A 14,176-nucleotide genomic window follows, 5' to 3' on the forward strand; every position below is an offset into this window, starting at 1 on the left:
GACTCCCCGCCCGAGGGCGAGGACCCGCACACGCCATGCGTGCCTGCGCCGAAGGAGTACCCCAATGACCGCCCTGCCGCGCGCATCCAGGACGCTCCCCCTGTTCGCCGCGATCACCGCGACCGCCGTGGCCCTGGCCGGGTGCGCGCCCGGCTCCTCCGCCCCGGCCGGCTCCCCCGCCGCGCAGCCGAGCGCGTCGGCCGTGCGCACCGACGCCGCCGCCCTCGGCGAGGTCACCCTCACCGTCTGGGACCAGGAGGTGCGCGGCGGCCAGGCCGCGCAGATGGAGCAGCTGAACCAGGCATTCCAGGCCCGCTACCCCAACATCAGGCTCAACCGGGTGTCGCGCTCCTTCGACGACCTCACCACCACGCTGCGCCTCGCCCTCAGCGGCAACGAGCCGCCTGACGTGGTGGAGGCCAACAACGGCCGCTCCTCGATGGGCGCGTTCGTCAAGGCGGGTCAGCTGCTCCCGCTCGACGCCTACGCCGAGGCCTACGGCTGGAAGGAGCGCTACCCCGAGTCGGTGCTGCGGTACTCGCGCTACAGCGCCGACGGCAAGCTGTTCGGCGAGGGCAACCTGTACGGGCTGCCGCAGGTCGGCGAGGTCGTCGGCATCTTCTACAACCGCGCCAAACTGACCGCGCTGGGCATCGAGCCGCCGAAGAGCTGGGCCGACTTCGAGACGACGCTCGCGACCGTCAAGGCCGAGGGCGAGGTGCCGCTGCAGTTCGGCAACCTCGACAAGTGGCCGGCCGTGCACGTGTTCGGCACCGTGCAGAGCCGCGTCGTGCCCGCCGACCAGATCGCCACCCTCGCCTTCGGCCGCAAGGGCGCCTCGTGGGACACCCCCGAGAACGCCGAGGCCGCCGAGCAGCTGGTGAGCTGGGTGGACAAGGGGTACTTCGCCAAGGGCTTCAACGGCCAGGGCTACGACGCCTCCTGGCAGGCGTTCGGCAAGGGGCAGGGCGTCTTCCTCATCGCCGGCACCTGGCTGCTGGCCGACCTGCAGAAGGCGCTCGGCGACGACATCGGCTTCATGCTGCCGCCGGGCGCCACGGCCGACGCGCCGCCGGTCGCGACCGGGGGCACCGGGCTGCCGTTCGCGATCACCGCCAAGAGCCCCCACCCGGACGCGGCGGCGGCGTACATCGACTTCATCACCAACGCCGACGCCATGAAGGTGCTGACCGGCACCGGCAACCTGCCGGTCGCCGACACCGCGGCGCAGAGCGTGCCCGACGGGCCGCAGAAGGAGGTCTTCACGGCGTTCGGCACGGCGAGCGCGGAGAACGGTCTGGTGCCGTACCTCGACTACGCCACCCCGACGTTCGCCGACACGCTGGGCGCGGCGCTGCAGGACCTGCTCGCCGGGAAGTCCGACCCGCAGGCCTTCCTCGCCACGCTGGAGAAGGACTACAAGACGTTCGCCGAGAGCAACGGGTGAGGCCGAAGTCGTCGCGCGCCGCCGGGCCGCCGGGCGAGCCACGCCGGGTCGCCTACCTCTACCTGCTGCCCGCCTTCGTGATCTACGCGGCGTTCCTGCTCTACCCGATCGGGCGCGCCGTGCAGATCTCGCTGTACGACTGGGACGGCCTCACCCTCGGCACCTGGGCCGGCCTGGACAACTACGTGGCCGTCGTCACCGACGAGGGGCTGCGGGCGGCGTTCGGGCACGCGCTCGTGCTGATCGTGTTCTTCTCGCTCGTGCCGGTCGCCATCGGGCTGGCGCTCGCGGCGGTCCTGCACCACGCCAAGGTGCGCGGCCTGGGGTTCTTCCGGACGGTGGTGTTCCTGCCGCAGGTGATCGCGATGGTCGTGGTGGCGGTGGCCTGGCGGCGGGTGTACGCGCCCGACGGCTCGCTGAACGGCCTGCTGAGCGCGCTCGGGCTGGACGGGCTGACGCGCGGCTGGCTCGGCGACTACACGTTCGCGCTGCCCGCGGTCGGCGTCGTCGGCACCTGGTTCGAGACGGGCCTGGTGACGGTGCTGCTGCTGGCGGGGATGAGCCGCATCCCGCAGGAGCTGTACGAGGCGGCGCGGCTGGACGGCGCGGGGGCGGTGCGCGAGTTCCTCGCGGTGACGCTGCCGTCGGTGCGCGCCGAGATCGCGGTCGCACTGACGCTGACGGTGATCGCCGCGCTGCGCACGTTCGACCTCGTGTACGTCACCACGCGCGGCGGGCCGGGCGACTCGACGTCGGTGCCGTCGTACGAGGTCTACCACCGGGCCTTCGGGCTCGGTCAGGTCGGTTCCGCGGCGGCGGTCGGCGTCACGCTCACCGTGGTCATCTTCGCGATCTCGTTCGGGATCAACCGGTACGCCGACAGGAGGGTCACGTGATCTCGCGCGGGGAACGGGTGGCCAACTACGTCATCCTGTCGGTGTTCGCGGCGTTCGCGCTCTACCCGATCGTGGCGATCCTGGCGGCCGCGCTCGGCCCCGCCGACAGCGGCGGCACGGCCGGGCTCGGCAACTTCGCGGCGGCGTGGGAGATCGGCCGGTTCGGCACGTACCTGCGCACCAGCCTGGCGGTGTCGGTGTTCGTCGTGGTGGTCAGCGTGACTTTGTCGATCATGAGCGGGTACGCCTTCGGCACCATGCGCTTCCGCGGCCGGTCGGTGCTGTTCTACCTGTTCATGCTCGGCATCATGATGCCGAGCGAGGCCGTCGCGGTGCCGCTCTTCTTCGACCTGCGCGCGCTGGGGCTGACCGACACGTTCTGGGCGATCACGCTGCCGCAGGTCGCGCTGTCGGTCGCGTTCGGGACGTTCTGGATGCGCGCGTACTTCCTGACGGCCAACCGGGCGATCGTGGAGGCCGCGCGCATCGACGGGGCATCCAGCTGGCGCGTGCTGTGGCAGGTGCTGCTGCCGCCGGCCAGGCCCGCGGTCGTCACGCTGACCGTGCTCGTCTTCATGTGGACGTGGAACGAGTTCCTCATCCCGCTGGTCATGGTGACGAGCGAGTCGCTGCGCACCGCGCCGCTGGGGCTGGCCTTCTTCCAGGGCCAGTACACCTCGGGCTTCACCCTGCTCGCGGCCGGGTCGGTCATCGTCGCCACGCCGGTCGTGCTGTTCTACCTGTTCCTCCAGCGCCACTTCGTCCGCGGGCTGCTCCAGGGGGCCGTCCGCGAATAACCACCCGGAGGTCGGATGCGTACGAGAACACGGGCCCTCGCGACGAGGGCGGGAGCGCTGCTGGCGAGCGCCGCGGTGGCGCTCGCCCTGACGCCGGCCGTCCCGGCCGCGGCGGGCCCGCCGGCCCCCGGCAAGCCGACCGCCCCGGTCGACCTCGACGCGTTGTTCGTCGGCGCCCATCCCGACGACGAGGCGTCCACGCTGTCCACCCTCGGCCAGTGGAACGAGGAGCACGGCGTGCGCACCGGCGTCGTCACCGTCACGCGCGGCGAGGGCGGCGGCAACGCGGTCGGGCCCGAGGAGGGCCCGGCGCTCGGCCTGCTGCGCGAGGACGAGGAGCGGCGGGCGGTCGGCAAGGCCGGCGTGCGCGAGGTGTTCAACCTGGACGACGTCGACTTCTACTACACGGTGAGCGCGCCGCTGACCGACCAGGTGTGGGGCGGCGACACGCTGGAGAAGGTCGTCCGGGTCGTCCGGCAGACCCGTCCCGAGATCCTGCTGACCATGGACCCGGCGCCCACGCCCGGCAACCACGGCAACCACCAGGAGGCCGCGCGGCTGGCGATCGAGGCGTTCTACGCGGCGGCCGACCCGAAGCGGTTCCCCGAGCAGATCACGCGCGAGGGGCTCAAGCCGTTCGCGCCCGCCCGGCTGTTCACCGGCGGCGCCCGCGGCACCGCGCAGACCGGGCCCGGCTGCGCCGCGGCGTTCCGTCCCGCGAACCCCGCGCAGAACGTGTACGGCGTGTGGAGCGGCCGCACCTCGGCGAGCCGCGGCACGACATGGGCGGCCGTCGAGCGCGACGCGCAGCGCACGTACGCCTCGCAGGGCTGGGCCGGGTTCCCCGACGTGCCGGCCGACCCCGCGCAGCTCGGCTGCGACATGTTCACGCAGGTGGACGCGCGCGTGCCGTTCCCCGAGCCGGGCAGCCCGGCCGCCGCCGCCCCGACGGCGATCCTCGACGGCGCGCTCACCAGGCCGGAGGGCACGGTGCCGCTCGGCACCGAGCTCACCCTGCGCACGGACGGGTTCGACGTGCGGCCCGGCACGCCGTTCGAGGTGAAGGTCGGCGTGACGGCGCCGCCGCGCGAGCAGCTCGGCCGCTCGTCGGCCGCGCTGCGGGTCCCCGAGGGCTGGCGGGTCGAGGGCACGGGCGACCTCGGCCGGCTGTCCCCCGGACGGACCGGCACGGCCACGTTCACGGTGACGCCGGCGCAGGGAGCCGCCGGGCGGGCCCGCGTCGCGGCCACGCTCACCACGGAGAGGGGCCAAGGCTACACCGACCGGCAGGTCGAGCTGAGCCCCGCCGTACGGGCCGTCCAGCAGCCGCTGCCCCAGGTCGCCCAGTACGAGAAGTGGACCGCCGACGTGGGCGTCCCGCAGCTGCGCGGCCTGGTCACGCCCGTGCTGACGCTGCCCTCTGGTGGCAGCAGGCAGGTCGGCGTCGTCGTCACGAACGTCAGCGCGACGGCCCGGTCGGGCGCCGTCCGTGTGGAGCTGCCGGACGGCTTCGCCGCGGACCGCGCCGAGGCGCCGTACTCCGGGCTGGCTCCGGGTGCGTCCACGACGGTGCCGTTCACGGTGACGAACACCGACCCGTCCGAGAAGACGTCCAACGAGGGCGGCGACTACGCCTACACCCTCACCGTCACCAGCGAGGACGGATCGAGCACCACCCGGCCCGCGCTGGAGCTCGTCCCTGCCGCGACGCTCGCGCAGGCCGCCGCCGCGCCCGCCGTGGACGGCAGGGAGGCCGAGGGCGAGTACGCCGGGCCGGCACTGGACGTCTCCCGCGTGTGGGAGGGCAGCGCGTGCTCGTCGCCGGCCGACTGCTCCGGCACGGCCAAGGTCACCTGGCACGACGACACGCTGTTCCTCGTGGTGCACGTCAGGGACGAGGCGCTGGGCACCCGCCTGCCCGCCTCCGACTGCAAGCGCCACTGGCGCACCGACGCCGTGGAGATCGCGATCGACCCGCGCGGCGCCTCGGAGAACACCTCGACGACGTTCAAGGCCGCCGTGCTGCCGGTGACCGCCGAAGGCCCGGCCTGCCTGCTGCGCGACGCCGACAACCGGCAGGGGCCCGGCGAGGAGAGCGCGCCCGGCATGCGGGTGGCCTCGACGGTGTCGGACGGCTCGTACGTCGTGGAGGCGGCGATCCCGATGGGCATCCTGCCCGGCGCGGTCGACCCGGCGCACATGGGGCTGAACATCCTCGTGTACGACTCCGACACCCAGGACAAGACCGGTCAGACCCGGATCGGCTGGTCGACGTGGGGCGGTGTGCAGGGCGACCCGTACCGGTGGGGCGTGGCGACGCTGCCCGGGTACCGCCCGCCGGCCGACCGTCCGACGACGCCGCCCGAGGCGGTGATCCCCGACTCCGCCCTGTCGAGCCTGGACTCGCCGCAGTCGCTGGAGCAGTCCGTGCGGGTGAACGTGCCGGTGGCGGGCGGCCCGGCGGCGGAGCGGTCGAAGGCCGGCGAGGCCGTCTCCGCCCGAGCGGGCCGCGACGCGGTGACGGTCACCCTCCGCACCGCCGCCCCTGGCCGAGCGCATGTGTTCGTCCGCGACGCCGACGGAACGGCGGGCAACCGCGTCGTCACGGTGACCTCCAAGGGGACGACGACCGTGCAGGTCCCCCTGACCCGGCCCACCAAGGCAGGTGCCACCGTGGTGACCGGATGGCAACCCCGCAACGCCACCGGCACCACCACCTCCCAGGCCCCCATCCGCTGAAGCCCTTCCCGTCCCCGTCCGCCGCTCCCGGTCCCTTCCGCTGAACCCCCCCCCGCCCATCCGCCTCCCTCCCCCCTCTCCGCTGCCGCCCAGCGGCGAGAGGTGGGAGTCGAACCCGCCCAGCCGCCGGCGCGTGGGACGGCGCCAGGAGACGGGCGGCGGGAGGGGGCGGGACGTTACCGGGGCTCGGTCTCTGGTTTGCGGTGGGGGTAGGGCCAGGGGTTGGGGCGACAGCTGCCCAGGGACTTCGACTGCTGGGTCATGACCGGGGCCGGGTGCCCCGGGCCGGGGCATGGCTCGTGGTGGTGGCCGAGGCCGTGGCCGACCTCGTGGCTGATGAGGTACTGACGGTAGGCGGCGAGGTCACCTTCGTACTGCGGGACCCCCTCGGCCCAGCGTCGCGCGTTGATGATGGAGCGGCTGCCGTTCCAGCAGGACAGGTCGCCGCCGGTGCGCAGCGGCAGGCACTCGCGGTCGGTCAGGTGCGGGCTCGACAGCGCGACGCGCAGCCGGACCGGCGGCCGGTCCACGCGCCGGAAGCGGCCCCAGCCGCGCACGTCGTTGAGCGTCCGATGCACCTCGCGGGCGAACTTCACCGGGTCGAACGGCAGTCCGTGCTCCACCTCGACCAGGTACCGCACCACCTCGCCCGGCCCCCGCCGGGGCGGGGCCTCGCCGCGCACGACCCGGTAACGCCCCGAGGCGGACTCCGGCACCCGCACCTTCTCCGGCACCCGCTTCCCCGGCGCGGGCGGCCTCGCCTCCGAGGCGGAGACCGTCGGGGTCGCGGCGGGCGCCGTACTGGGTGCCGGCGGGGCGGAGGAGGCCGACGGACGGGACGGCACCGCGGCGCATCCGGGGGCGGCCAGAACCAGGGCCAGGAACGTCAGCAGTGCGAGCAGCGGCATCGCGGCCTCCCCACGGTGTCACGGTGGGGAGGAAACCGATATTACGTTCCTCGTTGTCGCACTTGACGGGCAGAGACCCATCGTCCCGGTTCAAGGTTTATCAGTATGTCGGTGGCGCGTAGGGCGTGATGTCGATCGGCGGGGTGTCACCGAGGGCCAGCGCGGCGGCGATGCCGCCGGTGAACGGGCCCGCGGTCAGCCCGTACGCGCTCAGGCCCGTCGCCACCACCACGCGGCCGGTCACGGGTCCGATGAGCGCGGGACCGGGGGCGTAGACCGGGCGCAGGCCCACCCGCATCTCGGAGACCGTCGCGTTGTACAGGCCGGGCGCCGTGCGCAGGCCCGCCTGGACGAGCTCGTCCAGGCCGCCCATGGTGATGCGCGGCGCGAAGCCGACGTCCTCGATGGTGGCGCCGATGACGATGCGGGAGCCGGGGAAACCCAGCAGGTAGGGGCCCTGCCTGGGCAGGACGATGGGCCACCAGGCGGTGTCGACGCCCTCCATGCCGACGTGCAGGATCTGGCCGCGCCGGGGGTAGACCGGCAGTTCGACGCCGAGCGGCCGGCAGACCTCGCCTGTCCACCCTCCGGCGGCCACGATCACCGCGTCGGCGTCGATCGGCGTGCCCTCGCCGGTCAGCCTGCGCGGCTCGGTGTGCGCGGGTGGCTGCGGTGCCGCGGGGTCGAGCGGCGCGCTCGGCGAGGTCTCCCCCACGGGGTGCGCCGCGCCGTCGCGCTCCTGCGGGCCTTCCGTCGGGTGCAGGACCACCTCGCCGCCCGCGGTGAGCCGGGCGGCGCCCGTACGGCAACGGGCGCCTCTGGCGCGGGCGGCGCGCAGCAGGGCGTCGCGCACCGCGCGGCCGTCGATGCGGGCCGCGCCGGGCACCAGCAGCGCGCTCAGCGTGTCGGACAGCGGCGGGAACAGCTCGGCCGGAGTCGTCACGTCGACGACCTCGCCCATCTCGGGCGCCTCGGCGTGGCGGCGGCGCAGCAGCCCGCGCACCGGTTCGAGGTCGGACGGGTCCTCGGCCACGAGCAGGGCGCCGACCTTGGCGTACCCGATGTCCTCGCCCAGCTCCGCCACGAGGTCGGGGTAGCGGCGGGCGCCCTCGCGGGTCAGGCGGTACCAGTCGTCGTCCTCGGCGTGGTCGACCCACGGGCACACGATGCCCGCGCCCGCCGGTGTCGCCGCACCCTGATAGCCGCCGTCCACCACCGTGACGTCCGCGCCGCGCCCGCTCAGGTAGTAGGCCGCGGACGCACCCACGATGCCGCTCCCGATCACCACAACACGCATGGCCTCATGCTCTCAGCCGAAGCGAACGGACCTGACGACCGGGATGCCGGACTTTGCCCACCGAACACCCTTCGCACAGCCGCCGCCTGCCGGCAACCGCGCCGCACATCCCGCTGATGCGGCGCTGGGGTGGTGCGGCGCTCGACCGCACCGGTGTCATGTCCGGGCCGGAACGGGTCAGGTCAGGCGGCGGCCGGTGCCGAGGCCGGTCAGGAGGGTGTCGACGATGCGGGCGGCCAGCTCGTCGGGGTCGCCGTCGCGCGACTGGGCCGACTCGCGGATCAGCGCGTAGTAGACGCGCTTGGCCCAGCCCGCGTCGACGTCGCCGCGCAGCACGCCGGCCTCCCGCGCCCGCGCGAACAGCCGCTCGCAGCAGGCGTCGACGGCCGCGTGGACCTCGGAGACCCGCGTGCCGTCCGTCAGCGCCCGGCTCATCGCGAACCCCCAGTCGCGCTTGACCCGCAGCACGTTCGCCGCCACCTGGTAGAGCGCCACCAGCGGCGGCGTGGCGTCGGGACGCGCGGCCTGCACCGCCTCGGCGAACTGCCGGGTGGCCCAGACCGCCATCGCGTCGACCAGCGCCTCTCTGGAGGCGAACCGCCGGTGCACGGTCGTGCGCGCCACCCCGGCCGCCTCGGCGATCTGCTCCATGCTGGCCGCCGGGTTGCGGCTGAGCACGCGCTCGGCCGCCTCCAGGATCGCGCCCACCGTCCGCTCGGTGTCGGACCGCAGAGGGCGTGTGGTCTGGTTCACAGCGCAAAGCGTACGACATCGTTCCATGAACAAAGTCAGTTGCGTCATGATTGACGCAAGTCGTAGGGTTTCAGCGTCCTAGCTGGCGCGCGATGCTGGCCGGCCTTCCGACGTGGGAGTGCCGATCCCCCACAGAGAGCAGCGTGTCGCGACAGAACGCGTAAACACCGGAATCCCGCCGTCGCGTGCGGGCAGCACAGATCCCAAGGAGTGTGGGGCGATGGCAGGGATGCGAACCACGTTGGGGGTCGTCGCGGGGGGTGCCGCGCTGGCCGCCGCCGCATGGGCACTGCGCGAGGTACCGGCCGAACTGGGGCTCAGGCCCCTCACGTCGGGGCCCGAGCGAGCGTCGCGGATCCGGCGCTCGCCGCAGTTCGTGAACGGCGCGTTCGCCAACCCCATGCCCGACTCGACCCCGCCGGCCGGCCCGCAGGGTCTCGCCCTGCTGGGCGAGTTCGCCAGGGGCAGGCGGCAGCGCCGCCCGCAAGGGTGGATCCCGCTGCGCGTCCCGCCGTCCGACCCGCCGCCCGCCGACGGCCTGCGCGCGGTCTGGTACGGCCACGCCACCACGCTGGTCGAGATCGAGGGCAGGCGGGTGCTGTTCGACCCGGTGTGGAGCGACCGGGTCTCCCCCACGCCGCTCCTCGGCCCGAAGCGGCACCACGAGATGCCGCTGGAGATCGGCGAGCTGCCGCCGATCGATGCGATCGTGATCTCCCACGACCACTACGACCACCTCGACATGGCGACCGTGCGCTCGCTGACCAACTCCCAGAAGGCGCCGTTCGTGGTGCCGCTGGGCGTCGGGGCGCACCTCGAGCGGTGGGGCGTGCCCACGTACCGGATCATCGAGCTCGACTGGGACGAGGAGGCGCAGGTCGCGGGGCTGCGGTTCGTCGCCACCGCGGCCCGGCACTTCTCCGGACGCACGAGTGTCCGCAGCAACGACACCCTGTGGGGCTCCTGGGTGGTCGCCGGGGCCACGAAGCGGGTGTTCTACGCGGGCGACTCCGGCTACTTCGACGGCTACAAGGGCATCGGCGCGAAGCACGGCCCGTTCGACCTGACGCTCATGCCGATCGGCGCGTACGGTCCCGGCTGGCCCGACATCCACATGACGCCGGAGGAGGCCGTCGCCGCCCACCTCGACCTCGGGGGCAGGCTGCTGTTGCCGGTGCACTGGGCGACGTTCACCCTGTCGCTGCATCCCTGGGCCGAGCCGGTCGAGCGGCTGTGGCGCGAGTCCAAGGCCCGCGACGCCGCGATCGTCATCCCCCGGCCCGGGGAGGGCGTCGACACCGCGTCCGTGCCCCCGGTCGAGGACTGGTGGCAGATCACCTCCTGACGGGAGGGGGCTTTGCCGGCCCTTGGGGCGCACCACGTACAGTCGTGACGTGAGCAACCTGGAGCGCGACCCGCAGGAGATGCGCTGCGGCGCCGACGCGGGCGCGGCGAGCGAAGTGCTGGAAGGACGCGAGGTTCCGCTGGGCGGGCCGCGCGCGATGCTGGTGAGCCGGACACTGCCGCACGTGCACCGGCGCATGATCGGGGCCTGGTGCTTCGTCGACGCCTACGGGCCGGAGCAGGCGGCCATGCGGGTGCCCCCGCACCCGCACACCGGCCTGCAGACGGTGAGCTGGCTGCTGGCCGGCGAGGTGCTGCACCGCGACAGCCTCGGCAGCGTGCAGCACATCCGTCCGGGTCAGCTCAACCTCATGACGGCCGGGCGCGGCATCTCCCACTCGGAGGAGTCGCCCGAGGCGATGCTGCACGGGGTGCAGCTGTGGGTGGCGCTGCCCGGCGAGCACCGGGACGTCGATCCGGGGTTCGAGCACCATCCGGCGCTGCCGGTGCTGTCCGGGACGGGGTTCGAGGCGACCGTGATCATGGGGACGCTGGGCGGCGTGACCTCGCCCGCCACGGCCTACACCCCGCTGGTGGGCGCGCAGATCTCGGTGGACGGCGACTGCGAGCTCCCGGTCGATCCCGGCTTCGAGCACGGGGTGCTGCTGCTCGACGGCGAGATCGCCGAGCTGGGCCGGGGGGCGCTGGTCTACCTGCCGCCGGGGCGTACGGCGATCCGGCTGTCGGGGCGCGGGCGGGTGCTGCTCATCGGCGGCGAGCCGTTCGACGAGCAGATCGTCATGTGGTGGAACTTCGTCGGCCGCTCGCACGACGACATCGTCGCGTACCGGAAGGAGTGGATGGAGGGTGAGGGCTTCGGCGTCGTCGAGGGCTTCGACGGCGACCCGCTGCCCGCCCCCGTCCTGCCCGGCACCCCGCTCAAGCCGCGCGGCCGCTTCCGCTGACCCTGGTACGCCGGTCCGCGACGTACGCGCGGACCGGCGACGACGCTCAGGCCGTGGCGACGCGGACGACGGTCTTGCCCGCGGCGGGCGCGCCCTGCTGCGCGATCATCCGCGGGACGTCCGCGAAGTCGTGGACGGCACCCGTCGGCGTCCTGATCGCGCCGCGCGCGGCCAGGTCGGCCAGGTGCTCCCAGGCGGCGGCCTCGGCCTGCGGGTCGTCCAAGGGGAGCGACAGCACGCCGACCGCGGTCTGGTTGCGCATGAGCAGCTCCATGGCGTCGAGCTCCACGGGCGCGCCGCTGGCGAGACCCATGACGACGATCCGGCCGCCGCGGGTGAGGCTCCGCATGGCCGTGGCCGCGATGTCGCCGCCCACCGGGTCGTAGACGACGTCCACGCCGCGGCCGTCCGTGAGCTCGGCGATCCGGGCGGTGAGGTCCTCGGCGCGGTGGTCGATCCCGTGGTCGGCGCCGTTCCTGAGGCAGAACTCCACCTTCTCCTGGCCGCCCGCGACCGCGATGACGGTCGCGCCGAGCGCCTTGCCCAGCTGGATGGCCGTCGCGCCGCTGCTGCCTGCCGCGCCGAGGATCAGCAGCGTCTGGCCCGCCTCGACCGGCGCCCGATCGACGAGGCACGTGTACGCCGTCCGGAACCCGATCGGGAATCCGGCGGCCTCCTCGTCCGTCATCCCCTCGGGGATGCGGATGGCCGACCCCTCCAGCAGGTACGCGTAGTCGGCGTAGCCTCCCCAGCCCTCCAGGAACGCGGTGATGCCGGTCACCTGGTCGCCCACGCTGAACCGCGAGCCGGACGGCACCGCGACGACCTCGCCCGCGGCCTCCTCCCCCAGCCCGAACGGCGGCTCACCGAGCAGCGGGAACTGCCCGGCCGTCATCAGGGCGTCGGGCAGCCCGGCCCCCGCCGCCCGCACCCGGATGAGCACCTGCCCCGCCGACGGCGCGTCCCAGGTCGTCTCCTGCAGCTCGACGGCCTGCTCCGGCGCGCCGAACCTCACCACCCGCCACGCACGTCCAGTGAACATTTTGCCCCCTTCTCAATACCCCGTTTGTTGCTGTTTGCGTAGATCTAGAGGTACACACTACTGACGTTCAGCCGGCCGATCGGCGCGTGCCTGTCCATGCCAGGGACAGGCACGCGGCAGGCCGGCCCTCGAATACTGAGCCCATGACAAAGACCGCGACGACCTCAACCCAGGCGCCAGGGTTCGCACGCACCAGCGTCGGCGCCGTCACGGTGACCACCGTCTACGACGGAGCGCTCCCGATCCTCGCCGCCGACATGCACGGTGAGTCGCCGGAGCGGATCACCGAACTCCTGGCCGACGGGTTCCTCCCGCCGGAGGGCGACCTTCTGACGGCCGTGAACACCTTCCTCTTCCGGTACGGCGGACGCACCGTGCTGATCGACGCCGGCGCCGGCACCTCCCTCGGGCCGGGCACCGGCCATCTGCTGGACAACCTCCGCGCCGCCGGATGCGCGCCGGAACACATCGACGATGTCCTCATCACGCACCTGCACCCCGACCACGCCTTCGGCCTGGTGACCGCGGACGGGGACGCCGCCTTCCCCTCCGCGACCGTGCACGTGGCCGAGCTCGAGGCGCGGCACTGGCTGGACGACGCCGTCGCCGCGAACGCCCGGGGCGTGCAGGCACAGATCCACGGGTGGGCCATGGAGGCCCTGGCGCCGTACCTGGCAACCGGCCGCCTGTCCACCTTCGTCTTCGGCGAGCAGCCGGTGCCGGGCGTGACCGCGGTCGACCTCCACGGGCACACTCCAGGCCACAGCGGCTTCCTGCTGGAAGGCGACGGGGAGAGCCTGCTGTTGTGGGGCGACACGATGCACAGCCACACCGTTCAGCTGCGCGCCCCTGACGTCGCGATGGAGATCGACAGCGACCGGTCCGGGGCCCGCTCCGCCCGGCGACGCGTCCTGGACGAGATCCGGACGCGGGCATGGGTGGTCGGCGGCGCGCATCTTCCCTTCCCCGGCATCGGACGGATCACCTTCCGCGACGGCGAGGCCCGGTGGGTGCCCGCGCCGTACCGTCCCGTGGAAGACGCATGACCAGCCCGTTCACCTCGGCAGGTCGGGCCGGAGGCGTCCGGTGGGCGGCGAGGGATGATGGAGGGGTGGTGACCGGCAAGTCGTCGTCGGAGGAGCTCGGAGAGTTCCTCCGGGCACGTCGTGCCGCGGTGACCCCGCAGGAGCTCGGCATCCAGCCCTCCTACGGCGACCGGCGCCGGGTACCCGGCCTCAGGCGCGAGGAGCTCGCCGAGCTGGCCGGGCTCAGCACGACGTACTACACGCGCCTGGAACGGGGCGAGAGCCACCAGGTCTCTGACGCGATCCTGGACGCGCTCGCCCGCGCGCTGAGGCTCTCGCCCGACGAGCGAGCGCATCTTCACCGGCTCGCCAGGGCTCTCCCGCCCGTCCGGGGGACCGGCCACGAGGACCGGGTTCGCGGCCCCATCCGTGATCTGGTCGACAACAGCGCGAGCGCCGCCGTGCTCGTCGGACGGCGTACCGACATCCTCGCGGGCAACCCGCTCGGATACGCGCTGTGGGGGCTGACGGGCGACGAGATCGCCGCCGTCGGGACGCCGCAGCCGCCGAACCAGGCCCGGCGCGTCTTTCTCGACCCGCGCTCTCGCGCGCTGTTCGCCGACTGGGGGCGGCAGGCCGAGGACCTGGTGTCCTACCTGCGGCTGGCCACGGCGGAGCGGCCGGACGACCTTGCCCTGCACCAGCTCGTCTCGGAGCTGGCCGCCGGCAGTGACGACTTCGCGCGCCTGTGGCGCGCCCACCCGGTGCGCGACTGCCTGCACACCGTCCGCCGCTATCAGCACCCCGTCGTCGGCGCGCTCGAGCTGAACGAGGAGATCCTCCGCCTGCCCGACGACCCCGGGCAACGCCTGATCATCAGCGCGGCACAGGCGGGCACGCGCTCGGCCGACCGGCTCGCGCTTCTCGGCTCCCTCGCCACCGGTTGACCGGCCGGCCCGTACC

General features: G+C 73.6%; 12 protein-coding genes. 8 read left to right on the forward strand and 4 right to left on the reverse strand.

Features of this window, described 5'->3' with window-relative positions; translation table 11 throughout:
• Positions 1 to 64: 64 nt before the first annotated feature.
• From BLR04_RS34915 to BLR04_RS34930, 4 genes are read left to right on the forward strand one after another with little or no spacing between them, the layout of a single operon-like run.
• Complete coding sequence (locus BLR04_RS34915) at positions 65 to 1,447, forward strand: ABC transporter substrate-binding protein (RefSeq protein WP_090773453.1); 1,383 nt, start codon at positions 65 to 67, stop codon at positions 1,445 to 1,447.
• A complete protein-coding gene (locus tag BLR04_RS34920) occupies positions 1,444 to 2,343 on the forward strand; it encodes a carbohydrate ABC transporter permease (RefSeq protein WP_090773454.1) in 900 nt (299 codons plus the stop codon). Before BLR04_RS34915 ends, BLR04_RS34920 begins: the two co-directional genes overlap by 4 nt.
• Entirely contained in the window at positions 2,340 to 3,140 is an 801-nt protein-coding gene (locus BLR04_RS34925; RefSeq protein WP_090773455.1) for a carbohydrate ABC transporter permease, read from the forward strand. The genes BLR04_RS34920 and BLR04_RS34925 overlap by 4 nt, the downstream gene beginning before the upstream one ends.
• A gap of 15 nt (positions 3,141 to 3,155) precedes the next feature.
• The gene (locus BLR04_RS34930; RefSeq protein ID WP_090773456.1) at positions 3,156 to 5,879 is read left to right on the forward strand and encodes a sugar-binding protein; all 2,724 of its coding nucleotides are present in this window, start codon (positions 3,156 to 3,158) and stop codon (positions 5,877 to 5,879) included.
• 176 nt (positions 5,880 to 6,055) lie between these two features.
• Here BLR04_RS34930 and BLR04_RS34935 read toward each other — a convergent pair whose 3' ends face one another.
• The 3 genes from BLR04_RS34935 to BLR04_RS34945 form a co-directional block, all read right to left on the reverse strand.
• Positions 6,056 to 6,787: a DUF3152 domain-containing protein gene (locus tag BLR04_RS34935; RefSeq protein WP_090773457.1), complete on the reverse strand. Its 732-nt coding sequence runs from the start codon at positions 6,785 to 6,787 to the stop codon at positions 6,056 to 6,058.
• Positions 6,788 to 6,887: 100 nt separating this feature from the next.
• Positions 6,888 to 8,084 (reverse strand): NAD(P)/FAD-dependent oxidoreductase, encoded by a 1,197-nt coding sequence (locus tag BLR04_RS34940; RefSeq protein WP_090773458.1) that lies wholly within the window; start codon positions 8,082 to 8,084, stop codon positions 6,888 to 6,890.
• A gap of 177 nt (positions 8,085 to 8,261) precedes the next feature.
• Complete coding sequence (locus BLR04_RS34945; protein WP_245740866.1) at positions 8,262 to 8,837, reverse strand: TetR/AcrR family transcriptional regulator; 576 nt, start codon at positions 8,835 to 8,837, stop codon at positions 8,262 to 8,264.
• Between the two features lie 220 nt (positions 8,838 to 9,057).
• Here BLR04_RS34945 and BLR04_RS34950 point away from each other — a divergent pair, with 220 nt between their 5' ends.
• Together BLR04_RS34950 and BLR04_RS34955 are read left to right on the forward strand one after the other, a co-directional pair.
• Positions 9,058 to 10,182, forward strand: coding sequence for an MBL fold metallo-hydrolase (locus BLR04_RS34950; RefSeq protein WP_090773459.1), 1,125 nt, complete (start codon positions 9,058 to 9,060; stop codon positions 10,180 to 10,182).
• Between the two features lie 49 nt (positions 10,183 to 10,231).
• The gene (locus tag BLR04_RS34955; RefSeq protein ID WP_090773475.1) at positions 10,232 to 11,146 is read left to right on the forward strand and encodes a pirin family protein; all 915 of its coding nucleotides are present in this window, start codon (positions 10,232 to 10,234) and stop codon (positions 11,144 to 11,146) included.
• 46 nt (positions 11,147 to 11,192) lie between these two features.
• Here the strand turns inward: BLR04_RS34955 and BLR04_RS34960 are convergent, their stop codons facing one another.
• Positions 11,193 to 12,188 (reverse strand): NADPH:quinone oxidoreductase family protein, encoded by a 996-nt coding sequence (locus BLR04_RS34960; protein WP_090773460.1) that lies wholly within the window; start codon positions 12,186 to 12,188, stop codon positions 11,193 to 11,195.
• A gap of 143 nt (positions 12,189 to 12,331) precedes the next feature.
• Here BLR04_RS34960 and BLR04_RS34965 point away from each other — a divergent pair, with 143 nt between their 5' ends.
• Both BLR04_RS34965 and BLR04_RS34970 read left to right on the forward strand, forming a co-directional pair.
• Complete coding sequence (locus BLR04_RS34965) at positions 12,332 to 13,234, forward strand: MBL fold metallo-hydrolase (protein WP_090773461.1); 903 nt, start codon at positions 12,332 to 12,334, stop codon at positions 13,232 to 13,234.
• Positions 13,231 to 14,160 carry a helix-turn-helix domain-containing protein gene (locus tag BLR04_RS34970; protein WP_218129284.1) on the forward strand — a complete coding sequence of 310 codons (930 nt, stop codon included), beginning with the start codon at positions 13,231 to 13,233 and terminating at the stop codon, positions 14,158 to 14,160. Before BLR04_RS34965 ends, BLR04_RS34970 begins: the two co-directional genes overlap by 4 nt.
• Positions 14,161 to 14,176: the final 16 nt, after the last annotated feature.

Origin of the sequence: Nonomuraea maritima, assembly GCF_900100395.1 — a bacterium.
In the GTDB taxonomy this organism is placed as follows: domain Bacteria; phylum Actinomycetota; class Actinomycetes; order Streptosporangiales; family Streptosporangiaceae; genus Nonomuraea; species Nonomuraea maritima.